Genomic DNA, 23,455 nt, shown 5'->3' on the forward strand with positions numbered 1-23,455 from the left:
CGCCGGATTCCGGGCCCGTCGATCGTTATCGTGGCGCAACCTCGTGCGGGGGCGGCTCGACGGACGCGAACCGGCCGCGGCCGGCCTTCCGACGACCTGGCATGGGGGAGCCGAGTCGGGCAGTTCGGGAGGGCCGGCCGCGGCCGGGGACCGGGGGTCGCGGGGTCAGACGGCTTCGGCGGACTCCGGCAGGTCGACGGCGAGCTGCTCGGAGAGGTCGACCACGGCGGCGAGGTCGCCGTAGTCCCGTACGGCCGTGGCGACCGTCTTTCGGATACGCGTGTTCACCCGCTCGGAGCGGACCTTCTTGGCGATCTCCAGGGCCCGCGTGGCGTAGGACGTGCTCTGCTCGGGCTCGCGCTGGAGCAGGTGCACGGTGGCCATGCCGATGAGGTTGAGCGCGTACGACCGCTGGTGCTCGGTGTCCTCGGAGAACTTCTCCACCGCCTTGCGCATCAGCGGCTCGGCCAGGGAGGCGTAGGTGGGGCTGCGGCCGGCGACGTAGGCGAGGTCGCGGTAGGAGTGGGAGTTCTCGCCGTACAGCTCGGCCTCGGAGAAGAAGCGGATCCAGTCGGGGTCCGGCTCGTCCCACTCGTCGGCCTCGGCGAAGGTGTCCTCGGCCATGCGGACGGCGCGCTTGGTCCGGCCGGGCTGGCCCATGTTGGCGTAGGCGCGGGCCTCCATCGCATACAGCATGGCCTGGGTGCGCGGGCTCGCGCAGTCGCGGCTGCCGTACTGGGCGAGGTGGATCAGCTCCAGGGCGTCCTCGGGCCGGCCGAGGTGGATCATCTGGCGGCTCATGCTGGACAGCACATAGGAACCGAGCGGCTTGTCGCCCGCCTCCTTCGCCGCGTGCAGGGCGAGCACGAAGTACTTCTGCGCGGTGGGCTGGAGGCCGACGTCGTAACTCATCCAGCCCGCCAGCTCGGCCAGTTCGGCGGCCACCTTGAACAACTTGCGCGCGGTGGACTCCGGCTGGGGCTCCTGGAGCAGGTCGGTGACCTCGTGCAGCTGACCGACGACCGCCTTGCGGCGCAGGCCGCCGCCGCACTGGGCGTCCCACTGGCGGAACATGCGCGTGGTGGACTCCAGCAGGTCCAGCTCGGGCTTGGAGAGCCGGCCCGGCCGGTGGGAGTCGACGGCGGGCCGGGGCTCGGGCGGGGCCGGGGAGGCCGGAGAGGGGACGAGCCAGCGCTGCATGGGCTCGACCAGGGAGGGGCCGGCGGACAGGGCGAGCGAGGTGCCGAGGAAGCCGCGCCGGGCGAGCATCAGGTCGCTGCGCGAGAACTCGCCGAGCAGGGCGACCGTCTGCGGGGCCGTCCAGGGCAGGTCGACCCCGGAGGCGGCGGGCGACTGGCGGGCGGCGCGCAGGCCGAGGTCCTCGACGGAGACCACGCAGCCGAAGCGCTCGGAGAACAGGTCGGAGAGGATGCGCGGGATCGGTTCGCGGGGGTTCTCCCCGTCCAGCCAGCGGCGCACCCGCGAGGTGTCGGTGGAGATGTGGTTGGCACCCAACTGGCGTGCCCTGCGGTTCACCTGGCGGGCCAGCTCGCCCTTGGACCAGCCGCTGCGCGCGAACCACGAGCCGAGCAGCTCGTTGGGGCGCTTGTCAGCGTTCGTCCCGCTACCGCCGTTGCCGCCCACTGGAACGCCCCCATCCCTGAGACCACTTGTCGCCTGGTGCGCCAAGCCCTATCAGAATGCCGGTAAATACGGCCTCCCGTCCGCCGGTTCTCACCCTTCGAACGAGATGACGACTTGCCTCCGGCATACCCGTGACGGCATGTGCCCCCAGGGCTCGCACACTCACAGTAATCCTACGATCACCCGTCCAGCCACAGGGATCCCGGAAACGCCACCATTCGCCACCCCTTCGAATGAACTCACGGTGGCGCGGGCGCGATTCACTTGACACAGGACCGCCGGAAGTGGGTGGAGTGACGCACTCGGGGGCGCGTAACCCAGGGTGTTCCACCGGTCGCGCTCCAAGGCGCCGCCTTGTCCCCCCGCCACCGCGGGGAGGCGGAGCCGTAGCGTTACGTTCCGCTTCCGTCTCGTTCCGTGTCGTAACCACCGGCGCGCAGGACCCGTTGGAGGGGGCATGGGCTTCACGATCGGCGGCATCCGCGAGATCCGCTCCGGCACGCGTCGGCGCGGCCGGTCCGCGGACTGCACCGCCGTCGCCGAGTTCACCGGACTGTGGGGCTGGGACGTGGTGCCGGGGGCGCGGGCCGCCGGGGGCGTCTGCTCCTGCGGGCGGTCCGACTGCCCGGCGCCCGGCGCGCATCCGCTCTCGTTCGCGCCGCCGGTGCCGGCCGGGGCCACCCTGGACGAGGTGATCAAGGCCTGGTCCGAGGCGCCGGGCGCGTCGGTGATGCTGCCGGTGGGGCGGGCCTTCGACGCCATCGAGGTCTCGGAGGCGGCCGGCCGCCGCGCCCTGGTCCGGCTGGAGCGCATGGGCCTCCCCCTCGGCCCGGTGACCGCCACACCGGACGGCCGCGCCCACTTCTTCGTCGCGCCCGGCGCCGCCGCCGACCTGCCCCGGCTGCTCTACCGCATGGGCTGGGACGACCCGGCCGCGCTGGACCTGCGCGGCCTCGGCCCCGGCACGTACATCACCGCGCCCCCCTCCGACCGGGGCGGCCTCGGCCCGGTGCGCTGGCTGCGCCCGCCCGCGCTGGACTCGGCGACCCGCCCGCCGGCGGCCCGGCTGCTGCTGGGCACGCTGGCGTACGTGGCGCACCGGTCCCGGGCCTGACCGGGGCCGGACACGACGAAGCTCCCGTCCCCGACTGCACCTCGGGGGCGGGAGCTTCCCATCGCCCACCCGGGAACTCCTCCCGGGTGGTCAGTCACCGATCAGGGCGTCCACGAACGCCTCCGGCTCGAACGGCGCGAGGTCGTCGGCGCCCTCGCCGAGCCCGATCAGCTTGACCGGCACGCCCAGCTCGCGCTGGACCGCGACGACGATGCCGCCCTTGGCCGTGCCGTCCAGCTTGGTCAGCACGATGCCGGTGATGTCCACGACCTCGGCGAACACCCGGGCCTGCACCAGGCCGTTCTGGCCGGTGGTCGCGTCGAGCACGAGCAGCACCTCGTCCAGCGGCGCGTGCTTCTCCACGACCCGCTTGACCTTGCCCAGCTCGTCCATGAGCCCGGTCTTGGTGTGCAGCCGGCCCGCGGTGTCGATGAGCACCACGTCGACGCCCATCTCCTTGCCCTCCTTCACCGCGTCGAAGGCGACGGAGGCGGGGTCACCGGCCTCCGGTCCGCGCACGGTGTGCGCGCCGACGCGCTCGCCCCAGGTCTGGAGCTGGTCGGCGGCGGCGGCCCGGAAGGTGTCGGCGGCGCCGAGGACGACCGTACGGCCGTCGGCGACGAGCACGCGGGCGAGCTTGCCGGTGGTGGTGGTCTTGCCGGTGCCGTTGACGCCGACGACCATCACGATGCCGGGCTTGCGGCCCTCGGGCTCGGTCCGCACCGCGCGGTCGACGTCGGTGCCGACCAGCTGGAGCAGCTCTTCGCGCAGCAGGCCGCGCAGTTCCTCGGGGGTGCGGGTGCCGAGCACCCTGACGCGTTCACGCAGCCGCTCGACCAGCTCCTGGGTGGGCTGCACGCCGACGTCGGCGGTGAGCAGGGTGTCCTCGATCTCCTCCCAGGTGTCGTCGTCCAGGTGCTCGCGCGAGAGCAGCGTGAGCAGGCCCTTGCCGAGGGCGTTCTGCGAGCGGGACAGGCGGGTGCGCAGCCGGACGAGCCGGCCCGCGGTGGGCTCCGGGACCTCGATCCCGGGAACCTCGACAACGGGGGGCTCCTCTACGACGACCGGTGCGGGGCCGCCGGGAAGATCCACCTCCTCGATCGTCCGGCGCGGTTCGTCGCGCGGGGTCTCGGCCTCGTCGCCGACGTGCGGCTCGGCCGGGGGCGCGGTGATGTCGGGCGTCCGGGGGGGCGGCGGGGGCAGCGGCTTCCGGCGCCGGCTGCCCACGATCAGCCCGCCGAGCGCGCCGAGCACGACCACGGCGATGACTACAGCAAGGATGACGGTTTCCATAACCCCACCAGTATCGGCCATGGCATACACGGCAGCCTCGTTTGTGGCTTCCTCCGAAAGACAAACGCCGCTTATGATGAGGACTCGGAGCAAAGTACGATGGTGGCAGCTCTGTCCACGCGCGTAGAGTCCCCACCGTCACCCTGTCCCCCCACGTCTGGCCCTCTTTCATGAGCAAAACCGTCGAGACCGAAGGCGCTCTCGAAACCCGCGGCATCGAACAGGTCCCCGACCACGAGCGCACCGCGCGGACCCGGGAGCTGTTCCCGACCTGGGTCGGCGCCAACATCAGCGTGCTGCTGCTGACCATGGGCGCGAGCCTGGTCGTGGCGTACCACCTGGACATCTGGCAGGCGCTGGTCGTCGCGGTGGCGGCGCCGGTCGTGTCGTACGGCCTGGTCGGTCTGATCGGCATCGCGGGCAAGCGGGGCGGGGCGCCCGGCATGGCGCTGTCGCGGGCGGTCTTCGGACAGCGCGGCAACCTGCTGCCCGGCTCGCTGATCTGGGTCGCGCGCTGGGGCTGGGAGACGATCAACGCGGTGACCGGCGCCTACGCGATGCTCACCATCCTGGACATCCTGTTCGACCTCAAGGCGGGCAGCGTGCTGGACATGGTGATGCTGCTGGTGTTCGTCGTCGCCACCTTCGCGATCTCCGGGCTCGGCATCAACGCCGTGCAGAAGTGCAACAAGTACGCGACCTATCTCTTCGGCGTCTTCTCGGTGCTGGTCCTGGGCTACCTGGTGGCGAACACCGACTGGTCGAGGGTGCTGGACCACGGCGCCGGTTCCACCGCCTCGGTGATCACCGGCATCGGCATGATCGCGGCGGGCGGCGTCAGCTGGATCCCGACCGCCCCGGACTTCACCCGCTACCTGCCGCGCACGGCCTCCTCCAAGGCGATCGTGGGTACGGCGGTGGGCGGCGCCGGTGTCGTCGTGCTGCCCATGGTCCTGATGGGCGCGGTGATGGCGGTCGCGACGCCGGACCTGGCCTCGGCGAGCGACCCGGTGTCCTTCCTGGGCGAGATCCTCCCGACCTGGATCGCCGTGCCGTACCTGTGCATCGCGCTGGTCGGCATGCTGCTGATCAACTCGATGTCGATGTACTCGGCGGGCTTCACCGCGCAGACCCTCGGCTTCAAGGTGCCGCGGCACTGGGCGGTCTCGGTCAACGCCGTGATCTCGCTGGTCTTCGGCGGGGTGCTGATGCTGGTGGCGACGAGCTTCATGGGCTCGTTCATCGCCTTCCTCTCCCTGCTGGCGGTCGCGTTCTCCGCGTGGGTCGGCGTGTTCGGCGCGGACATGCTGCGCCGCACCGAGTACGACGGCCGGGCCATGGCCGACACCACCCGCACCAGCGCCTACTGGTACCGGGGCGGCTTCTCCCCCGCGGCCGTGGCCGCCTGGGCGATCGGCCTGGTGTCGGGCCTGCTGTTCACCACCTCGGACTGGTTCACCGGCCCGCTGGCGACGAACAACGTGATCGGCGAGTACGGCCTCGGCTGGGTCGCGACCATCGTGGTCTCGGGCGTGCTCTACCTGGTCCTGCCGAAGCCGGCGGTGGCCGTCCCGGCCGGGGCGGCCGAGCCGGCCGAGCAGCGCGAGACCGCCGGCGTGTGACCCACCCGGCCGGACGGCCATGGTGATCTGACGTCTCGTCAGCTAAGGTCCCCCTCCACCGCAGCGCACCGGAGGGGGACCTTTCCCATGCCCGTCACGGTCGTACGTTTCAACCTCGTCGCCCCCGGCGCCTCGCCCGCCGCCCTCTCCGCCCGCTACCGGGCCGCCGTGGAGATGGCCGCGTACGCCGACGAGCACGGGATCACCACCGTGCAGACCGAGGAGCACCACGGCGCGGCGGACAACTGGCTGCCGTCGCCGTTCACCTTCGCGGCCGCGGTGTTCGGGGCGACCCGCCGGATCGCGGTGACGGTGTCGGCGGCCATCGGCCCGCTGCACGACCCGCTGCGGCTGGCCGAGGACATCGCCGTCCTGGACCTGCTGAGCGGCGGCCGGCTGGTGACCGTGGCGGGCATCGGGTACCGGCCCGAGGAGTACGACCTGTTCGGCGTGGACTGGCGGCACCGGGGCCGGCTCCAGGACGAGTTGCTGGAGACGCTGCTGAAGGCGTGGACCGGCGAGGAGTTCGGCTACCGGGGCCGCCGGGTACGGCTCACCCCGCGCCCGGCCACCGAGCCGCATCCGCTGCTGCTGGTCGGCGGCTCCTCCAGGGCCGCCGCCCGCCGGGCCGCCCGGCTGGGCCTGCCGTTCTTCCCGAGCGCGCACCTGCCGGAGCTGGAGGCGTACTACAAGGAGCGGCTCACCGAGTACGGCACCGAGGGCTGGACGATGATGCCGGCCGCCGAGACCCCGCTGCTCCACCTCGCCGAGGACCCGGACCGGGCGTGGGCCGAGTACGGCGGGCACCTGCTGCACGAGGCCCGGACGTACGCCTCCTGGCAGTCGGCGCAGATCCGCTCGGCGGTGCGCTCCGGCGCCACGACCGTGGCGGAGCTGCGCGCCGAGGGCGTCTACCGCATCCTCACCCCGGAGCAGTGCGTGTCCCAGGGCCTGGACACCCTGGTTCTCCATCCCCTGGCGGGAGGCATGCCGCCGGATGAGGCCTGGCGCAGTCTCACCCTGTTCGCGGAACGGGTGCTGCCGGCCCTGGCCGGCTGAGGACGGACAGCCCCCTCGCCGACGGCACGCCCGCTCGGTCCCCGGTGTGCCCGCCGTACACACGACACCGCCGCCCCCGGGCCCGGTGGTGGCCGGGGCGGGGGCGGCGGACGGTACGGGGAGAGGGCAGCGGGGACTTGGCCCTTCTCCCCGAGTGCGGGGGGCGGGGCTCAGCCCATCTCCTCCAGGGACTTGCCCTTCGTCTCCTTGACGAACCTGAGGACGAACGGGATGGAGAGCGCGGCGAAGACGGTGTAGATCACGTAGGTGCCGGAGAGGTTCCAGTCGGCCAGCGACGGGAAGCTCGCGGTGATGGCCCAGTTGGCGATCCACTGCGCGGCGGCGGCGACGCCCAGCGCGGCGGCGCGGAGCCGGTTCGGGAACATCTCGCCGAGCATGACCCAGACGACCACACCCCAGGACAGGGCGAAGAAGAGGACGAACACGTGGGCGGCGACCAGAGCGGTCCAGCCCTGGGTGCTCGGCAGCTTGCCGTCGACCAGGTGGTAGCTGAACGCCCAGGCCTCCAGGGCGAGGCCGACGGCCATACCGACCGAGCCGATGAGCGCGAGCGGCTTGCGGCCGATGCGGTCCACGAAGATCATCGCGATCACGGTGCCGACGATGTTGATGATCGACGTCGTGAAGGAGTAGAAGAACGAGTCCGTCGGGTCGACACCGACCGACTGCCACAGCGTCGAGGAGTAGTAGAACGCGACGTTGATGCCGACGAACTGCTGGAAGACCGACAGGCCGATGCCTATCCAGACGATCGGCTTGAAGAGGAAGCCACCGCCGAGCAGGTCCTTGAAGGAGGACTTGTGCTCGCTCTTCATCGCGTGCTCGATCTCGGTGACGCGGGCGTCGAGGTCGACCTCGTTGCCCTCGACCTCGGCGAGGATCTCCTTGGCCCGCTCCCGCTTGCCGACGGAGAGCAGGAAGCGCGGGGACTCGGGGATGGCGAAGGACAGCAGGCCGTAGAGGACGGCCGGTACGACCATCACGCCGAGCATGACCTGCCAGGCCTCCAGGCCCATCAGCTTGCCGCGCTGGTTGCCGCCGGCGGCGTTGAGCAGACCCCAGTTGACCAGCTGGGAGATGGCGATGCCGACCACGATCGCGGCCTGCTGGAAGGAGCCGAGCCGGCCGCGGTAGGCGGGCGGGGCGACCTCGGCGATGTAGGCCGGGCCGATCACGGAGGCCATGCCGATGGCGAAGCCGCCGACGATGCGCCAGAAGGCGAGGTCCCACAGCGCGAAGGGCAGGGCGGAGCCGACGGCGCTGATCGTGAAGAGGACGGCGGCGATCTGCATGCACCGGATGCGGCCGATGCGGTCGGCGATACGGCCGGCGGTGGCGGCGCCGATGGCACAGCCGATCAGGGCGATCGCGATGACCTGGGCCAGGGCGGCGGATCCGATGTCGTAACGGCCGCGGATGGCCTCGACGGCGCCGTTGATCACGGAGCTGTCGTAGCCGAAAAGGAAACCGCCCATCGCGGCGGCCGCCGCGATGAAGATGACGTGCCCGAGATGTTCGGGATGGGCCGTCCTGGCTCCTGACTGAGGTGCCTGCGCTGTGCTGGTCACGTGTTTCTCCTCGGGCCACGGCAACGCTGCCGTGTGGGGTGAGCCCTGTCAGGTAGTGACACCTGAAGGTAAAAGCAACGTTGCAGAGACTATGCCTTCAAGTTTCGAAGTCAATAGTTCAACCGCTGTGAGTTTTTAGATAAGACCCGAGGGATTGTGTTCACTTCTTGAACAGATAGTCACCGCAGTCGCTGGGAGATGACCTTCGACACACCATCACCCTGCATGGAGACGCCGTAGAGCGCGTCGGCGACCTCCATCGTGCGCTTCTGGTGCGTGATCACGATCAGCTGCGAGGCCTCCTGCAGCTCCTGCATGATCCGGATCAGCCGCTGCAGGTTGGTGTCGTCCAGCGCCGCCTCGACCTCGTCCATGACGTAGAAGGGGCTCGGCCGCGCCTTGAAGATCGACACCAGCAGCGCGACGGCCGTCAGCGAACGCTCGCCGCCCGAGAGCAGGGAGAGCCGTTTGACCTTCTTGCCCGGCGGCCGCGCCTCGACGTCCACGCCCGTGGTGAGCATGTTGCCGGGGTCGGTCAGCACCAGGCGGCCCTCACCGCCCGGGAACAGCCGGCCGAAGACACCCTCGAACTCGCGGGCGGTGTCCCGGTAGGCCTCGGTGAACACCTGCTCGACGCGCTCGTCCACCTCCCTGACCACCTGCAGCAGGTCCGCGCGGGTCTTCTTCAGGTCCTCCAGCTGCTCGCTCAGGAACTTGTGCCGCTCCTCCAGCGCCGCGAACTCCTCCAGCGCCAGCGGATTGACCTTGCCCAACTGCTGGTACGCCCGCTCGGCCGCCTTGAGCCGTTTCTCCTGCTCGGCGCGGTCGAAGGGGCGGGGCTGGTTCCGCGGGTGCTCGGGGTCCTCGGGCAGCTGCTCGCCGTCGGCGGGGGGCGAGGGCGGCACGAGCCGGCCCGGCCCGTACTCCGCGACAAGACCCTCCGGCTCGACACCGAGTTCCTCCAGCGCCCTGGTCTCCAGCTGCTCTATGCGCAGCCGCTTCTCAGCACCGAGTACCTCGCCGCGGTGAACCGAATCCGTCAACTTGTCGAGTTCGGCCTTCAGGTCGCGGCCCGCCGTACGGGCGGCGGCCAGCTCCTGCTCGCCCCGGGCCTTGGCGGCCTCGGCGGCCGACCGTTCCCGCCCGGCCCGGGCGAGGGACACCTCGACGTGCGCGAGCAGCTGCCGGGCACCGGAGGCCACGGCCTGCGCGACCGCGGCCTCGTGCCGCAGCCGGGCCCGCCGCTGCTCGGCACGCGCGCGTGCCTCACGCTCCGCGCGGGCCGCCCGGTCGAGGCCGTCGGCCCGCCCGGCGAGCCCCTTGACCCGCTCCTCGTGCGTACGGACCTGGAGGCGGGCCTCCATCTCGGTCTGCCGGGCGTTGGCCCCGTCGGCGGCGAGCCGGTCCCGCACCGAGGTGTCCGGCTCCTCCTCCACCGGCATCTCCTCGGCGACGGCCAGCCGCTCGGCCAGCTCCTCGGCCTCCTGTACGGCCCTCTCCAGCGCCTCCTGCGCGCGGGCCGCCGCCGCTGCCGACCGCTCGGCCTCCCCGGCGGCCCCCCGCGCCTGCCCGGCCAGCCGTCCGAGCTGCTGGGCCACGGACGACTTCTCCCGGTCGGCGGCCCGCCGGCGCTCCGCGAGCTCTTCCACGAGCGTCGCGGCCCGCTCGCGGTGCCCGGCCGCGGCCCGCTGCTCCCCGGCCAGCTCCGCGCAGCGCACCTCCAGCTCCGCCAGCTCGGCGGCGGCCTCGTCCACGGAGGCCTGCACCTCCAGCAGACTGGGCGCCCCTGCGGAGCCCCCGTGCGCGAAGTGGGCACCGAGGAGATCGCCCTCCGCGGTTACGGCGGTCAGTCCCGGGCGCGCGTAGACCAGCGCCTCGGCGTCGTCCAGGGTGTCCACCACGACGATGTCACGCAACAGCCGACGCACGGCGGGCATCAGCTCGGCGGGACCACGGACCAGGTCGGCGGCGGAGCGGGGGGCGGTGACGGGCTGGGCCCCGGGGCCGTCGTGCGCGGTCGGGCCGCTAAGGGGGGTTTGCTGCGGGGTGCCGGGGGGCCGGGTGTCCGCGGGGCCTCGGTGGCCGGCCGGGCCGCTGCCGGGTGTCGCCTCCAGGGCGCCGGGGGGCCGCATGTCCGTGGGGCCGCCGTGGCCGGGTGTCGCCTCCAGGGCGCCGGACGGCCGCATGTCCGCGGGTTCGCCGTGGCCGGTCGCGCCGCTGCGGGGCGCCTCCCCCGAGGCGCCGGACGACCAGGTGGCCGTGGGTTCGCCGTGGTCGGTCGCGCCGCTGCGGCCCGCCTCCCCCGAGGCGCCGGACGACCAAGTGGCCGCGGGGCCGCCGGGGCCGGCCGCAAGGCCCCGGGATGCCTCCTCCGGAGCGCCCGACCAGGTGGCCGTGGGGCCGCTGCGGCCGGCCGCAACGCTGGGGGGCGCCTCCTCCGAGGCGCCGGACGACCAGGTGGCCGCGGGGCCAGCGTGGCCGGCCGCAACGCCTCGGGATGCCTCCTCCGACGCGCCGGACGACCAGGTGGCCGTGGGTTCGCCGTGGTCGGTCGCACTGTCGCGGTGGGGTTCCTCCGGGGTGCCTGTCAGGAGGAGGGTGGCCCGGCCGCCGTCCTGTTTGCGGAGGAGGCTGATGGCTTCGGCCGCCGCCGCGGGGGTCGTCACGGCGATCGCGTCCGCCGCCGCGCCGAGGGCCGCGGCCAGGGGGGTCTCGTAGCCCGGGGTGATCCTCAGCAGCTCCGCCGCCGGGCCCAGGATGCCGGTGAGCCGGTCGCGGGCGCCCAGCAGTATGCCGGTGCCGTCCTTGCGCCTGAGGCCGAGCGCCAGCGCCTCGTGGCGGGCCTGGGTCGCGGCGCGCCGGCGTTCGGCCGCGGTGAGTGCCTCGCGGGCCGCGGTCAGGGCGGCCTCGGCCTCGGCGAGCCGCCGCTTCTCCGCCTCGTGCCGCCCGGCCAGGTCGGCGTCGCCGGCGTCGAGCCCGTCGACCTCGGCCTGCAGGGCCTCGTACTCCTCCTGGGCGCGGACCGCGCGGTCCTGCGCCTCGTCGCGGGCCGTGGCCAGCCGGTCGATCTCGGCCTGGGCGGAGGCGGCGCGCGAGCGGGCCGCGTTGACCTGACCGGAGAGGCGGGCGAGACCCTCGCGGCGGTCGGCGATGGCCCGGGCCACGTCCTTCAGCCGGCGCTCCTCGACCGCCAGCTCCCGCTCCAGTTCGGCGCGGTGGGCGACGGTGTCGTCCAGCGCGTGCTGGGCCGCTTCCAGGGCGGCCTCCAGCTCGGCCTCCTGCTCGCGGACGCGGGCGGCCTCGCGCTCCAGGTCCTCCGGGTCCCGGCCGCGCCGTTCCTCGGGCGGCGCGGAGGTGGCGCTCTTGACCCGGGCGTCGGCCAGCGAGATGGTGCCGCGCACCCGTTCGGCCAGCTGGGACAGCTCGTACCAGGTCTGCTGGGCGCGCTGGAGGCGTGGGGCGAGCCGGCGAACCTCGTCCTCCAGCAGGGCCTCGCGGTGCAGGGCCTTCTTCAGTTCCTGCTCGGCGGTGTCCTTGCGCTCCTTCAGGGCGGCCTCGTCGGCGATCTCCGTCTGGAGGGCCTCGCGCAGCCGGACCAGGTCGTCGGCGAGGAGGCGTAGGCGGGCGTCGCGGAGATCGGCCTGGATGACGGCGGCCCGCCGCGCCACCGCCGCCTGGCGGCCCAGGGGCTTGAGCTGGCGGCGCAGCTCGTCGGTGAGGTCCTGCACGCGGGCGAGGTTGGCCTGCATCGCGTCCAGCTTCCGCAGCGCCTTCTCCTTGCGCTTGCGGTGCTTGAGGACGCCGGCCGCCTCCTCGATGAAGGCGCGGCGGCCCATGGGGTCGGCGTGCAGGACGGAGTCGAGCTGGCCCTGGCCGACGATGACGTGCATCTCGCGGCCGATACCGGAGTCGGAGAGGAGTTCCTGGATGTCCAGCAGGCGGCAGGTGTCGCCGTTGATCTGGTACTCGCTGCCGCCGTTGCGGAACATGATCCGCGTGATGGTGACCTCGGCGTACTCGATGGGCAGCGCCCCGTCGGAGTTGTCGATGGTCAGGGACACCTCGGCGCGGCCCAGCGGCGGGCGGCCCGTGGTGCCGGCGAAGATGACGTCCTCCATCTTGCCGCCGCGCAGCGACTTGGCGCCCTGTTCGCCCATGACCCAGCTGAGCGCGTCCACGACGTTGGACTTGCCCGAGCCGTTCGGTCCGACGACACACGTGATCCCTGGTTCGAACCGGAGCGTGGTCGCCGAGGCGAACGACTTGAAGCCGCGGAGGGTCAGGGCCTTGAGGTGCACGCCGGTGGACTCTACCCGGCGCCGCTATCCCACTCCACGAACCCTCGCAACCCCGCGGTTTCGCCCATGAACGGGAAGGGCACACCAGACGTTGAAGAGGGTGAAAGGATGCGGGGGGAAAGAAAGAAGGGACGCCGAAGCGTCCCTTGCATACTCTGACGACGACTGGGTTCCAGCCGTCCGATCAACTGAGCGGTTGATACGGGCAGCCTGATCGCTGTGACTGCTGTTGTGGAGCTTTGCAACGATCAGGTGAGCGCAGGCTCCGCCTGGTGTGCGTCGATGCTCTCCATGATCCTGTCCTGAGAAGCGGCAGCCGCCAGCGCTTCGTTCTCCGCCTGGATCCGTCCGAGCTCGGACTCCAGGTCCTGGACGCGCTGCTGCAGCCGTCGCATCTCGGCGAGGAGTCGAGGGTCGGAGCCGCCGACGTAACCGAGAAGCGCCTTTGCCATGATGGATGGTCCTCCACACTGAGTGACCGACCGATGCGGTGTGGGTCGTGAGGGATTCGCACCCGCGGTGCTTGGCACATCCGGGTGTTGCTCTGCTGTTGTTCCATGCCAAACAGCTAAGGTGCGCGGGGCTTTCAGCGTCTCACCAAAAAGTTTGACGGTCAACACGATCACGCCCCGTATTGGCGGGCAAACCGGGGTACGCGGCCGGACGACGGCGGCGCTGTGACTCCTCCGGGCCCTCGGGGCGTGGCGACCAGCAGTACCAGCGGAGCCTGCCATGCCCCGCCTCCGTTGGCAACCACCAGGGCGTTTCCGTTTTCGCACATGCCTCCGGCAGCTTGCCGCACCCCCGGCAGCGGGTCCGTACGCCCGTGGCTCACCGGATGGCGAAGCCGTCGTAGCCGCCGCGAGGTGTGTCCCAGATCTCGGTGACGCCGTCCACGCGCCCGGGCGTGTCGCTGCCCTGGAGCCAGTTCAGCAGGCCCTCGCAGCCCTCCCGTGAGCCCTCGGCGACCACCTGGACCCGACCGTCGGCCAAATTGAGAGCAAAGCCACTCAGCCCGCCGATCTCCAGCGCCTTGGCCCGCGTGAACCAGCGGAAACCCACGCCCTGTACGTGTCCACGGACCCAGGCGACCAGTCGTACTTCCTCGCTCATGGGTGCAACCTAACCGGCCGGTGTCGCTCGGGACACATCGCCCCGGAGCGCCATGAGGTACCGTCCGGACCCGATGAATCGCATCTGAAACTCACTCGATCGGGTGAGTCGGGTTGGCCAGAGGGAGTCACTCGGCAGCGAGCCGCTCGCCCTGCGGCACCGGGTCGACCGCGAGGCAGAGGCACGAGGAAGAGGGCAGGGACATGGGACGCCACCGACGCTCCGCCGCCGGCCGCGCCGAGGGGGCCACCCCCGCGCAGCGCTCCGGCTCCGGGAGCGGGGACCCCTGGCAGGCGCCGGGGGGACGGCAGATACCCATGGGCATCGCGCCCTACCTCAACCCGGAGGCCTACGCCGAGGCCACCGCGAAGGCCCAGGCCTACCTGTTCGCGACGGAGGACGAGCACGCGGCGTCCTCCTCCGGCGCAAGCTCCGGCTCCGGCTCCGGCGGTTCCTCGCCCGGCGGGCCGTCCCGCGGTCGGCGGCGGCGGGGCAGGTCCGGCCGGCCCGTGCGCGCGGGGCTGCTCGGGGTGTCCGTGGCCGTGGCCCTCGGTACGGCCGCGGTGGCGGCCGGTGTGGTGCCGGGCCTGGACCACTACCGGCTCGGCGGCGGTACGCACACCACCGGCGGGGAGCGGGTGCAGGCCCCGCGCCTTCCCAGCAACACGGCCAGCGAGCAGGGCGGCACCTCGGGCAGCGCCGACAGCCCGGCCGGCCCGGCCACCACGCCCGCCGGCGGTGACGCCGGGCACGGCGACTCCCCCGCCTCCTCCCCCAGCCGGTCGGCCTCCGTCTCTCCCTCGGCCTCCCCCACCCCCTCGAAGCCGGCGTCGGCCTCGAAGCCGGCGTCCCCCACGGCCACTCCCTCCACGACGGCGACCGGGAAGCCCGTACCCAAGCCGACGACGGCCCCGGCCAAGCGCGTCACGCCGTCCGCGTCCGCGTCCGCATCCGTCAAGCCGAGGAGCACCCCCTCCCGTACGGCCACCAAGGCGCCGGCGCCGGCCTCGACGCCGGTGACGGTGTCGAAGGAGGCTGAGGTCGCGGCCCAGGTGCTGAACCTGGTGAACGAGGAGCGGGCGAAGGCCGGCTGCGGCCCGCTGGCGGCGAACTCCTCGCTGACGAAGCTGGCCGAGTCGCTCAGCGACGACATGGCCGCGCGCGGCTTCTTCGACCACACCGACCCGGACGGCAGGACACCGTGGGACCGGGCCGCTGCGGCCGGTGTCACCGACCTCGGCGGGGAGAACATAGCCCGCGGCCAGACGGACGCGGCGGCCGTGATGCAGGCCTGGATGAACAGCCCCGGCCACCGCGCCAACATACTGAACCCCGGCTTCAGGACCCTCGGCGTCGGCGTCCACTTCGGCCCGGGCGGCCCCTGGTGGACGCAGGACTTCGGCTACTGAGACAACCGCAGGTCAGACGGCTGGGCACCCTCCTGGGCCGTGTCCGGGCCGTCAAGCGTCGCCTCCTGCCTCCGGCCCGCTCCGCGCGCGCTGCTCCGACGCGCGCCCTGGTGAGGGCTGGCCGGCGGCATGAGGTCCGAACACCTCGTGGCTGGGGCGGTCGGCTCCGCGACTCAGGCGCAGACCTCACTCATTCACGTGGCTTGAGGCGAACTTGCACGCCGTCGATGACTGACGACCACTCCTCATCCCGTGCCAGCGCCTGTCGCCCCTCGGCGAGCATGCGCGCCTTCATGCGGTCCGCCGCGTCCCTCAGCGTCTCCCACTGAGAGTCAGCCTCGAAGACCCGTCGTGCGCGTTCAACGGAGGTCTCGACGGCACGGACAGCCGCCATGACGTCTTCCGCTTCCTCGCCGGCGCTGCCGACACCGTCGAGCGACCAGTCGATCCATAGACTCACCTTGCGACGGTCTCACTGCACCCCGATGGTCACCACCCGCGTCCGCTAACCGCTGGTTAGTGCAACCTGGTAGTGAGCGCTGTGCGGGCGTACCCTGCTGGCATGACCGTCACCTCCCAGGACCAGGACGACCTCGCGTACGACGTCTTCGCCAAGGCCTGTCCGTCGCGCGGCACGCTGGAGCACGTCACGGGCCGCTGGGGCGGGCTGACGCTCGGCGCGCTGTACGAGGGCTCGCTGCGCTTCAACGAGCTGCGCCGGCGCGTCGACGGGGTGAGCGAGAAGATGCTGTCCCAGACGCTGCACGCGCTGGAGCGCGACGGCTTGGTGCACCGCGAGGCCCAGCCGACGAACCCGCCGCGTGTGGACTACGAGCTGACACCGCTCGGCCGCCGCGTCGCCGAGCGGCTGCTGGCGCTCATCCACTGCGTGGAGGGCGCGATGGACGACGTCCTCGCGTCCCGCGCGCGTTACGACGAGACGCGCGGCGCCCGCTGACACCTCGGGCAGAAGTAGCTCGACCGGTTCATCCAGGGGCGGCGCCGCATGGGGGTGCCGCAGCGCTTGCAGGGCAGGCCCTCGCGGCCGTACGCGTCCAGGGAGCGGTCGAAGTAGCCGGACTCGCCGTTGACGTTGACGTACAGGCTGTCGAAGCTGGTGCCGCCGACGGCGAGGGCCGCGTTCATCACGTCCCGGACGTGCCCGAGCAGTTCCGCCGTGACCGGGCGGGTGAGGTTCGCCGTCGGGCGTTCGTAGTGCAGGCGGGCGCGCCAGAGGGCCTCGTCCGCGTAGATGTTGCCGACGCCGCTGATCAGCGACTGGTCCAGCAGGGCCCGTTTGATGGTGGTCCGCTTGCGGCGCAGCGCCTGGTGGAAGGCCTCGTCGTCGAAGAGCGGGTCGAGGGGGTCGCGGGCGATGTGCGCGATGACATCGGGCAGGCCCTCGGGGGTGTTGTCGTGCAGCGACAGACCGCCGAAGGTGCGCTGGTCCACGAAGCGGAGTTCGGTGCCGAGGACGTCGGCGAACCGGACCCGGATGCGCAGGTGCCTCTCGTCCGGCGCCTCGTGCGGCTGGACGAGCAGCTGGCCGCTCATGCCGAGGTGGGCGAGGACGGACTGGTCGGTCTCCTCCAGCGGCAGCCACAGGTACTTGCCGCGCCGCCGGGGCATGCCGATGTGGCGGCCCTTGAGCCGGTGCGCGAAGTCCTCGGGCCCGGCGACGTGCCGGCGCACGGCACGGGGGTGCAGCACCTCGGTCTCGGCGACGGTCCGGTGGGCGACCCAGCGCTCCAGGCCCCGCCGGACCACCTCGACCTCGGGCAACTCGGGCATCGGGCCCCCTGTCAGAAGCGTACGGACCGGTGGACGAAGCGAGCGCCCGCGCCGGCGTCATCGGCCGGGCGGGCGCTCGCGTCCTGCTTGCTCAGACGGTGGCGGACGACGTGTCTCCGCCCGCGAGGGCTTCGTCGGCCGTCTCCTTCACGGGTTCCGCGGCCGGCTCCTTGGCCGCCTCGGCCCGCTCGTCCGCGGCGGCCCGGATGGACCGCCAGGCGGACTCGGCGGCTTGCTGCTCCGCCTCCTTCTTGCTGCGGCCGGTGCCGGTGCCGTACGAGACGCCTCCGACGCGGGCGGCAGCAGTGAAGATCTTCTCGTGGTCGGGGCCGGTCTCCGTGACCAGGTACTCGGGCACGCCGAGCCCCTCGATCGCGGTCAGCTCCTGGAGCGACGTCTTCCAGTCCAGGCCCGCGCCCAGGTTGGAGGACTTCTCGATCAGCGGGTCGAACAGGCGGTGCACCAGTTCGGAGGCCGCGTCGAGGCCCTGGTCGAGATAGACCGCGCCGATCACCGCTTCGAGGGTGTCGGCGAGGATGGACGCCTTGTCCCGGCCGCCCGTGCCCTCTTCACCCCGGCCGAGCCGGATGAAGGCGCCCAGGTCGAGGCCGCGACCCACTTCCGCCAGCGCACGCGAGTTGACCACCGCGGCCCGCAGCTTGGCCAGCTGGCCTTCGGGCAGGTCGGGGTGGGTGCGGTACAGCGTGTCCGTGACGACGAGGCCGAGCACGGAGTCCCCGAGGAACTCCAGCCGCTCGTTCGTCGGCAGACCGCCGTTCTCGTACGCGTAGGAACGGTGGGTCAGCGCTCGCACCAGAAGGGCGGACTCGAGCTGATAGCCGAGCCGCCCTTCCAGAAGCGTGTGGGACGAGGCCTGGTTGTCCGCTGAGTTCTTCTTCGGCGTGGACACAGTGCCTCTCACCAGCCGCTCAGACCTCGAGGACCTGGCGCTTGTTGTAGGTGCCGCACGACGGGCACGCGATGTGCTGCTGCTTGGGCTCGTGGCAGCGCTCGCACGCAACCAGGGTGGGGACCGCAGCCTTCCACTGCGACCGGCGGTGGCGCGTGTTGCTGCGCGACATCTTCCGCTTCGGAACAGCCACGGCTACTTCTCCTGCTTCTCGTCGACGCCAGCTTCGGCGCCGCTCATCTCGTCCTTCTCGCCGTCCGTCATCGAACCGGCGAGTCCCTGCAAAGCCGCCCAACGGATGTCGACGGCGTCATGGTGGTGGTCCGGGTCGTCCGCGAGCCGTGCTCCGCACTCGGAGCACAGGCCCGGGCAGTCGTCCTGGCACACCGGCTGCATCGGCAGTGCGAGCACCACCGCATCGCGCAGCACGGGTTCGAGGTCGAACAGGCCGTCCTCAAGGAAGTACCTGTCCTCGTCGTCCTCGGCGTCGTCGCCCGGTTCCGCGATCACACGGCCCCGGTCGTCGGCGTCAGGGTACGTGAACAGTTCCTGGAAGTCCGCTTCGAGCTCCAGCCCGACCGGCTCCAGACACCTTACGCACTCCCCCTCGGCGGTTGCACGGGCGGTGCCTGTGACAAGCACCCCTTCCATGACCGACTCGAGACGGAGGTCGAGTTCCACCGGGGTGCCCTCCGGCACTCCGATGACCCCCTGGATGCCGAGATCCCGGGGAGCGTCGATCTCACGGGTCAGGCGCTGCAGCGCGCCAGGACGCCGACCCAGCTCGTGCGTGTCGAACACGAGGGGGTTGCGGTGGTCGAGGCGGGCGTTGGGAGCCATTCCTGCTTTCGATCTGCGAACTCGGAGGGACGCCGCCCGCGGTTGTCCGGGCAGCGGTGATCGCGGGCATACGCGCGACCGAAGAGCCAGGATACTGGACCTTTCGCTCAGCGCCCAATCCGGTGCGCGGCTACAGCCCCCGGCCCTGCTCGTACGCCCTCAGCTGCTCCGCGCTGATCATGCCCGTGTCGAAGAGGCTGGTCTCGTCCAGGGCGTAGCCCTGCTGGGACTGCTGCTGCGGCTGCTGCTGGTGCTCGTGGGGCTGCCGGGAGTCGTAGCCGGCCTGCTGGGGGTCGTAGGAGCCCTGGTAGGCGTAGGGGTCGGCCTGCTGGTAGCCGTACGGGTCCTGCTGCGGGGCGTACTCCGGCTGCTGCGGGAAGCCCGCGTAGGGGTCCGGCTGCTGCTGGTAGCCGTAGGCCGGCTGCGGGTCGTACGACGGCTGGGCCGGCTCCGGACGCTCCTGCTGCCGCTCCGCCGCGCGGTCGCTGTCCGCGAGGGCGGCGAGGTCCGCGAGGTAGTCGGCGTCGCTGGAGTGCTGGAAGGTCGTGGTGTCGTCGGCGAGGGCGCCGAGGTCGTCGGTGGCGATCCGGCCGTGCAGCTTCTGCCGGCCCCGGCCGACCGCCTCCAGGGTCTTGGCGAGGACCGCCTCGAAGGCGCCGAGCTTGGCGTCGACGTACTGGTCGGCGTTCTGGCGCAGGGTCCCCGGGTCGGGGCTGCGCTCGGGGGCGTCCTCGTCCTCGTAGCCGTTCTCGTCCAGACCGGGGCCGGTGCCGAGGAGCTTCTCGCGGCCGCGGCCGACCGAGCCGAGGGTCTTGGTGAGGACGACCTCGAAGTTGGCGAGCTTGGAGTCGACGTAGTCGTCGGCCTCGGCGCGGATCTCCTCGGCCTCCTGGCGGGCCTCGGCGAGGATCCGGTCCGCCTCGGCCTGGGAGCGACGGGCGATCTCGGTGTCGGAGACCAGCGAGCCGCGCTCGGCGTGCGCGGTCTCGATGATCCGCTCGGCCTCCATGCGGGCCTGCTCGACCATCTGCTCACGGTCGCCGATCAGCTCCTGCGCCTGGGCGAGGGAGCCGGGCAGCGCCTGGCGCAGCTCTTCGAGCATCGCGAGCAGCTCGGCGCGGTTGACGACGCACGACGCCGACATGGGCATGGAACGGGCGCCGGAGACCGTGGAGACGATCTCGTCGAGCTTCTTCTGCACGTCCACCTGTGCTCGCCACTCTCTACAGCCGGGTTGGAGACGGACGGGACGACTGTAGCCCCATCAGTCCTTGCGCAGGCGCTCGTTCAGGGCCTCCAGTACCCGGGCGGGCACCAGGTGGGAGACGTCGCCGCCCCAGGCCGCGACCTCCTTGACGAGGGAGGAGGACAGGAAGCTGTACGTGGGGTTGGTGGGCACGAACAGCGTTTCGACGCCGGTCAGGCCGATGTTCATCTGGGCCATCTGCAGTTCGTAGTCGAAGTCGCTGACGGCGCGCAGGCCCTTCACGATGGCGGGGATGTCGCGCTGCTTGCAGAAGTCGACGAGGAGGCCGTGGAAGGCCTCGACGCGGACGTTGGCGTACTCGGCGGTGACCTCGCGGATCAGCTCGATCCGCTCCTCGATCTCGAACAGGCCCTTCTTGGACTTGTTGATCATCACCGCGACGTACACCTCGTCGTAGAGGCGGGAGGCTCGGGCGATGATGTCGAGGTGTCCGTTGGTGATGGGGTCGAACGACCCGGGACAGACGGCGCGGCGCACTTGTGATCCCTCGCTCTCCGGTCCGGTCATCGTGCGTCTTCGCACGTAGAGGCGGCGCGACCGTACCAAAACGTTCCCTCGCCGTAGCGACGGGACCGGATCGGCTCGAAGCCGTCCGGCCAGTGGAATTCGCCGCCTCTGGTGCTGCGCTCCACGGTGACGAGCGCTTGCTCAGCGAGCCAGCGTTCCGAGGCGAGTGTGAGGAGAATCTCGCGAAGATCGTCGTCCGTGACGGCGTACGGCGGGTCGAGGAAGACCAGGTCGTACGGCTCCTCGGGGGCCGGCTGCCGGATGATCTGTTCCGCTTTGCCCGCTCTGACCTCGGCGCCGGGCAGGCCCAGGTTCCGCACGTTCTCCCGGATGATCCGCGCGGCCCGGGCGTCCGCCTCCACCAGCAGGGTGTGGCCCGCGCCCCGGGACAGGGCCTCCAGGCCCACGGCGCCCGAGCCGGCGTAGAGGTCGAGGACGCGTTCGCCGTCCAGGGGGCCGCCGAGGAGGGACTGCCAGGTGGAGAAGAGGCCCTCGCGCGCGCGGTCGGAGGTGGGGCGGGTGCCGGTGCCGGGGGGGACGGCGAGGCGACGTCCGCCGGCTGCGCCGGCGATCACGCGGGTCATCTTCGGTCCTTGGGTCGAGGCGTCTTCAGGTTCAGTGTGGCTGGTCGCGCGGTTCCCCGCGCTCCTCGGGGAGTCTGCCTCACCCCTTTTCCAGGTACTGCTCCCTCTCCTCGTCCAGGAGTGCGTCCAGGGCCGTGCGCAGCGCCGGCAGGCTGGTCAGCTCGGGGTCGGCCGCCACCACCGCCGCCGCTTCCTCCCGGGCCTCGGCGATGACCTCCTCGTCCTCGATGACCGCCAGGACCCGCAGGCTGGAGCGGGCTCCGGACTGGGCCTGGCCGAGGACGTCGCCCTCGCGGCGCTGTTCGAGGTCGATGCGGGAGAGTTCGAAGCCGTCGAGGGTGGAGGCGACGGCGCCCAGGCGCTGGCGCGCGGCGCTCGCCTCGGGCATCTCGGTGACCAGGAGGCACAGGCCGGGGGCCGAGCCGCGGCCGACCCGGCCGCGCAACTGGTGGAGCTGGGAGACGCCGAAGCGGTCGGCGTCCATGATGACCATGGCCGTGGCGTTGGGGACGTTGACACCGACCTCGATGACGGTGGTGGCGACCAGGACGTCGGTCTCGCCGGCGGCGAAGCGGCGCATCACGGCGTCCTTGTCGTCCGGGTGCATACGGCCGTGCAGCACCTCCACCTTCAGGTCCTTCAGGGGGCCGCGGCCCAGTTGGCCGGCCACGTCGAGCACGGCCAGCGGGGGCCGTTTCTCCGCCTCGTCCTCGGGGGACTTCTTCTTGCCGGCCTTCTTCGGGTCGTCCTCCTCGTCGCCGATGCGCGGACACACCACGTACGCCTGGTGGCCGTTCGCGACCTCCTCGCGGACCCGTTCCCAGGCGCGGGCCAGGAAGTGGGGCTTGTCGGCGGCCGGGACGACGTGGGTGGCGATCGGGGAGCGGCCGGCCGGGAGCTGGTCCAGGACCGAGGTCTCCAGGTCGCCGAAGACCGTCATGGCGACCGTGCGCGGGATGGGGGTGGCCGTCATGACGAGCAGGTGCGGGGGTTGCCTGCCCTTGCCGCGCAGGGCGTCGCGCTGTTCCACGCCGAAGCGGTGCTGTTCGTCCACCACGACCAGGCCGAGGTCGTGGAACTGCACCTTGTCCTCGATCAGGGCGTGGGTGCCGATGACGATGCCCGCCTCGCCGGTGGCCAGGTCGAGCAGGGCCCGGCGGCGGGCGGCCGTCCCCATGGAGCCGGTGAGCAGGACGACCTTGGTGGCGTGCTCGGTGCCGCCCAGCATGCCGCCCTCGGCGAGGTCGCCCATCATCTCGGTGACCGAGCGGTGGTGCTGCTGGGCGAGGACCTCGGTGGGCGCGAGCAGGGCCGCCTGGCCGCCGGCGTCGACCACGGCGAGCATCGCGCGCAGGGCCACCATGGTCTTGCCCGAGCCGACCTCTCCCTGCAGCAGCCGGTGCATGGGGTGGGTGGCGGCGAGGTCGGCGAAGATCTCCGCCGAGACCTTCCGCTGGCCCTCGGTGAGGGTGAAGGGCAGGCGGTCGTCGAAGGCCGTGAGGAGGCCGTCCGCCTTGGGGGCGCGGGGGGCGGCGGGCAGCAGGGTGTCGGCGTGCCGGCGGCGGGCCAGGGCGACCTGGAGGACGAACGCCTCGTCCCACTTCAGGCGGTCGCGGGCGCCCGCGATGTCGGCCTTGGTGTGCGGGCGGTGGATCTTGAGCAGGGCCTCGGGGAGCGGGAGCAGGCCGCGGCCGGCGCGCAGCGAGTCCGGGAGCGGGTCGAGGGCCTCCTGGGCGCTGGGCAGGACCGTCTGCACCGCCTTGCCGATCTTCCAGGACTCCAGTTTGGCCGTGGCGGGATAGATGGGGATCAGCGCGCCGGCCCAGGTCTCGACCGTCTCCTCACCGTCTCCGCGCAGCAACTCGTAGGCCGGGTGGGCGAGTTGGAGGCGGCGGTTGAAGACGGAGACCTTGCCGGCGAACATCGCGCGGGTGCCCGGCAGCAGCTCCTTGTGGGGTTTGTGGACGCCGTTGCCGAAGAAGACCAGTTGGAGCCGGCCGCTGCCGTCGGTGATGGTGACCTCCAGGCGCTGGCCCTTGCCGCGGGGGGCCTTGGCCGAGGCGAAGGTGAGCAGGCGGGCGTCGGCGACCTGCGCGACCACCGTGACGTGTTCGTCCATGGGGAGGTCGGCGAGGTGGGTGAGCTGGCCGCGCTCCTCGTATCTGCGGGGGTAGTGGTGCAGGAGGTCGCCGACGGTGTGCAGGCCGAGATGCTCGGCCATCACCTTCGCGGTGGCGGGGCCGAGCACCTTCTTGAGCGGTTCTTGCAGTGCGGGCACGAGATCCATTGCACACCACGGCACTGACAATGCCGTAGACGCTGCCCCGCCCGTCGCGCCCGAGGCCCTGTAAACAACGGGGAAACTCCTGGTCAGGCGGGCTGTTCCGCTCTAGGATGACGCGCTCCGGCCATCCT

The 23,455-nt window shown here is 71.9% G+C and carries 20 protein-coding genes; 5 read left to right on the forward strand and 15 right to left on the reverse strand.

All coding sequences use genetic code 11. The features are described from left to right. Positions 1-165: 165 nt before the first annotated feature. The gene (nsdA, locus tag ACZ3ZD_RS18105; RefSeq protein WP_467398151.1) at positions 166-1,644 is read right to left on the reverse strand and encodes a transcriptional repressor NsdA; all 1,479 of its coding nucleotides are present in this window, start codon (positions 1,642-1,644) and stop codon (positions 166-168) included. Between the two features lie 457 nt (positions 1,645-2,101). On the opposite strand from nsdA, the gene ACZ3ZD_RS18110 reads away from it, so the two are divergent. Next, on the forward strand, positions 2,102-2,758 hold the full coding sequence (locus tag ACZ3ZD_RS18110) for a bifunctional DNA primase/polymerase (protein WP_467398154.1): 657 nt from the start codon (positions 2,102-2,104) through the stop codon (positions 2,756-2,758). A 90-nt stretch (positions 2,759-2,848) separates the two neighbouring features. Here the strand turns inward: ACZ3ZD_RS18110 and ftsY are convergent, their stop codons facing one another. Further along, a complete protein-coding gene (ftsY, locus tag ACZ3ZD_RS18115; RefSeq protein WP_467398156.1) occupies positions 2,849-4,051 on the reverse strand; it encodes a signal recognition particle-docking protein FtsY in 1,203 nt (400 codons plus the stop codon). 170 nt (positions 4,052-4,221) lie between these two features. Between ftsY and ACZ3ZD_RS18120 the strand changes: the two genes are divergently transcribed. Together ACZ3ZD_RS18120 and ACZ3ZD_RS18125 are read left to right on the forward strand one after the other, a co-directional pair. Beyond that, positions 4,222-5,673: a cytosine permease gene (locus ACZ3ZD_RS18120; RefSeq protein WP_467398159.1), complete on the forward strand. Its 1,452-nt coding sequence runs from the start codon at positions 4,222-4,224 to the stop codon at positions 5,671-5,673. A gap of 87 nt (positions 5,674-5,760) precedes the next feature. Next, positions 5,761-6,732 carry an LLM class flavin-dependent oxidoreductase gene (locus tag ACZ3ZD_RS18125; RefSeq protein ID WP_467398161.1) on the forward strand — a complete coding sequence of 324 codons (972 nt, stop codon included), beginning with the start codon at positions 5,761-5,763 and terminating at the stop codon, positions 6,730-6,732. 170 nt (positions 6,733-6,902) lie between these two features. Here ACZ3ZD_RS18125 and ACZ3ZD_RS18130 read toward each other — a convergent pair whose 3' ends face one another. The 4 genes from ACZ3ZD_RS18130 to ACZ3ZD_RS18145 all read right to left on the reverse strand — a co-directional run bounded on the left by ACZ3ZD_RS18130 (position 6,903) and on the right by ACZ3ZD_RS18145 (position 13,732). Further along, positions 6,903-8,321, reverse strand: a complete 1,419-nt coding sequence (locus ACZ3ZD_RS18130) for a sugar porter family MFS transporter (RefSeq protein WP_467398163.1) — start codon at positions 8,319-8,321, stop codon at positions 6,903-6,905. 179 nt (positions 8,322-8,500) lie between these two features. Next, positions 8,501-12,619: an AAA family ATPase gene (locus ACZ3ZD_RS18135; protein WP_467398166.1), complete on the reverse strand. Its 4,119-nt coding sequence runs from the start codon at positions 12,617-12,619 to the stop codon at positions 8,501-8,503. 248 nt (positions 12,620-12,867) lie between these two features. Continuing rightward, entirely contained in the window at positions 12,868-13,071 is a 204-nt protein-coding gene (locus ACZ3ZD_RS18140) for a hypothetical protein (RefSeq protein ID WP_393278154.1), read from the reverse strand. A gap of 379 nt (positions 13,072-13,450) precedes the next feature. Next, positions 13,451-13,732, reverse strand: coding sequence for an acylphosphatase (locus ACZ3ZD_RS18145; protein WP_467398170.1), 282 nt, complete (start codon positions 13,730-13,732; stop codon positions 13,451-13,453). A 203-nt stretch (positions 13,733-13,935) separates the two neighbouring features. Here ACZ3ZD_RS18145 and ACZ3ZD_RS18150 point away from each other — a divergent pair, with 203 nt between their 5' ends. Then, entirely contained in the window at positions 13,936-15,141 is a 1,206-nt protein-coding gene (locus tag ACZ3ZD_RS18150; RefSeq protein WP_467398171.1) for a CAP domain-containing protein, read from the forward strand. Between the two features lie 190 nt (positions 15,142-15,331). Here ACZ3ZD_RS18150 and ACZ3ZD_RS18155 read toward each other — a convergent pair whose 3' ends face one another. Continuing rightward, the gene (locus ACZ3ZD_RS18155; RefSeq protein WP_467398174.1) at positions 15,332-15,601 is read right to left on the reverse strand and encodes a hypothetical protein; all 270 of its coding nucleotides are present in this window, start codon (positions 15,599-15,601) and stop codon (positions 15,332-15,334) included. Positions 15,602-15,703: 102 nt separating this feature from the next. On the opposite strand from ACZ3ZD_RS18155, the gene ACZ3ZD_RS18160 reads away from it, so the two are divergent. Then, on the forward strand, positions 15,704-16,099 hold the full coding sequence (locus ACZ3ZD_RS18160) for a winged helix-turn-helix transcriptional regulator (RefSeq protein ID WP_467398176.1): 396 nt from the start codon (positions 15,704-15,706) through the stop codon (positions 16,097-16,099). On the opposite strand, the gene mutM is transcribed toward ACZ3ZD_RS18160, so the two are convergent. The 8 genes from mutM to recG all read right to left on the reverse strand — a co-directional run bounded on the left by mutM (position 16,072) and on the right by recG (position 23,327). Then, positions 16,072-16,932 (reverse strand): bifunctional DNA-formamidopyrimidine glycosylase/DNA-(apurinic or apyrimidinic site) lyase, encoded by an 861-nt coding sequence (gene mutM / locus ACZ3ZD_RS18165; protein WP_467398178.1) that lies wholly within the window; start codon positions 16,930-16,932, stop codon positions 16,072-16,074. The genes ACZ3ZD_RS18160 and mutM overlap by 28 nt on opposite strands. A 91-nt stretch (positions 16,933-17,023) precedes the next feature. Further along, on the reverse strand, positions 17,024-17,842 hold the full coding sequence (rnc, locus tag ACZ3ZD_RS18170) for a ribonuclease III (RefSeq protein WP_467398447.1): 819 nt from the start codon (positions 17,840-17,842) through the stop codon (positions 17,024-17,026). A 19-nt stretch (positions 17,843-17,861) separates the two neighbouring features. Further along, positions 17,862-18,035 (reverse strand): 50S ribosomal protein L32, encoded by a 174-nt coding sequence (gene rpmF / locus ACZ3ZD_RS18175; RefSeq protein ID WP_003951102.1) that lies wholly within the window; start codon positions 18,033-18,035, stop codon positions 17,862-17,864. Positions 18,036-18,037: 2 nt separating this feature from the next. Next, a complete protein-coding gene (locus ACZ3ZD_RS18180; RefSeq protein ID WP_467398180.1) occupies positions 18,038-18,682 on the reverse strand; it encodes a YceD family protein in 645 nt (214 codons plus the stop codon). A gap of 130 nt (positions 18,683-18,812) precedes the next feature. Continuing rightward, the gene (locus ACZ3ZD_RS18185; protein WP_467398182.1) at positions 18,813-19,889 is read right to left on the reverse strand and encodes an ATP synthase F0 subunit B; all 1,077 of its coding nucleotides are present in this window, start codon (positions 19,887-19,889) and stop codon (positions 18,813-18,815) included. 57 nt (positions 19,890-19,946) lie between these two features. Next, complete coding sequence (gene coaD, locus ACZ3ZD_RS18190; protein ID WP_467398450.1) at positions 19,947-20,426, reverse strand: pantetheine-phosphate adenylyltransferase; 480 nt, start codon at positions 20,424-20,426, stop codon at positions 19,947-19,949. Between the two features lie 26 nt (positions 20,427-20,452). Then, on the reverse strand, positions 20,453-21,040 hold the full coding sequence (gene rsmD, locus ACZ3ZD_RS18195) for a 16S rRNA (guanine(966)-N(2))-methyltransferase RsmD (RefSeq protein WP_467398184.1): 588 nt from the start codon (positions 21,038-21,040) through the stop codon (positions 20,453-20,455). Between the two features lie 79 nt (positions 21,041-21,119). Beyond that, complete coding sequence (gene recG, locus ACZ3ZD_RS18200) at positions 21,120-23,327, reverse strand: ATP-dependent DNA helicase RecG (protein WP_467398186.1); 2,208 nt, start codon at positions 23,325-23,327, stop codon at positions 21,120-21,122. Positions 23,328-23,455 lie beyond the last annotated feature (128 nt).

It is taken from the genome of Streptomyces sp. NPDC023481 (assembly GCF_055560195.1).

Coding starts and splice junctions, on each gene's coding strand:
- ACZ3ZD_RS18110 (WP_467398154.1), top strand. CDS start 2,102: ATGGGCTTCACGATCGGCGGCATCCGCGAGATCCGCTCCGGCACGCGT.
- ftsY (WP_467398156.1), bottom strand. CDS start 4,051: ATGGAAACCGTCATCCTTGCTGTAGTCATCGCCGTGGTCGTGCTCGGC.
- ACZ3ZD_RS18120 (WP_467398159.1), top strand. CDS start 4,222: ATGAGCAAAACCGTCGAGACCGAAGGCGCTCTCGAAACCCGCGGCATC.
- ACZ3ZD_RS18125 (WP_467398161.1), top strand. CDS start 5,761: ATGCCCGTCACGGTCGTACGTTTCAACCTCGTCGCCCCCGGCGCCTCG.
- ACZ3ZD_RS18140 (WP_393278154.1), bottom strand. CDS start 13,071: ATGGCAAAGGCGCTTCTCGGTTACGTCGGCGGCTCCGACCCTCGACTC.
- ACZ3ZD_RS18145 (WP_467398170.1), bottom strand. CDS start 13,732: ATGAGCGAGGAAGTACGACTGGTCGCCTGGGTCCGTGGACACGTACAG.
- ACZ3ZD_RS18150 (WP_467398171.1), top strand. CDS start 13,936: ATGGGACGCCACCGACGCTCCGCCGCCGGCCGCGCCGAGGGGGCCACC.
- ACZ3ZD_RS18160 (WP_467398176.1), top strand. CDS start 15,704: ATGACCGTCACCTCCCAGGACCAGGACGACCTCGCGTACGACGTCTTC.
- mutM (WP_467398178.1), bottom strand. CDS start 16,932: ATGCCCGAGTTGCCCGAGGTCGAGGTGGTCCGGCGGGGCCTGGAGCGC.
- ACZ3ZD_RS18180 (WP_467398180.1), bottom strand. CDS start 18,682: ATGGCTCCCAACGCCCGCCTCGACCACCGCAACCCCCTCGTGTTCGAC.
- rsmD (WP_467398184.1), bottom strand. CDS start 21,040: ATGACCCGCGTGATCGCCGGCGCAGCCGGCGGACGTCGCCTCGCCGTC.
- recG (WP_467398186.1), bottom strand. CDS start 23,327: ATGGATCTCGTGCCCGCACTGCAAGAACCGCTCAAGAAGGTGCTCGGC.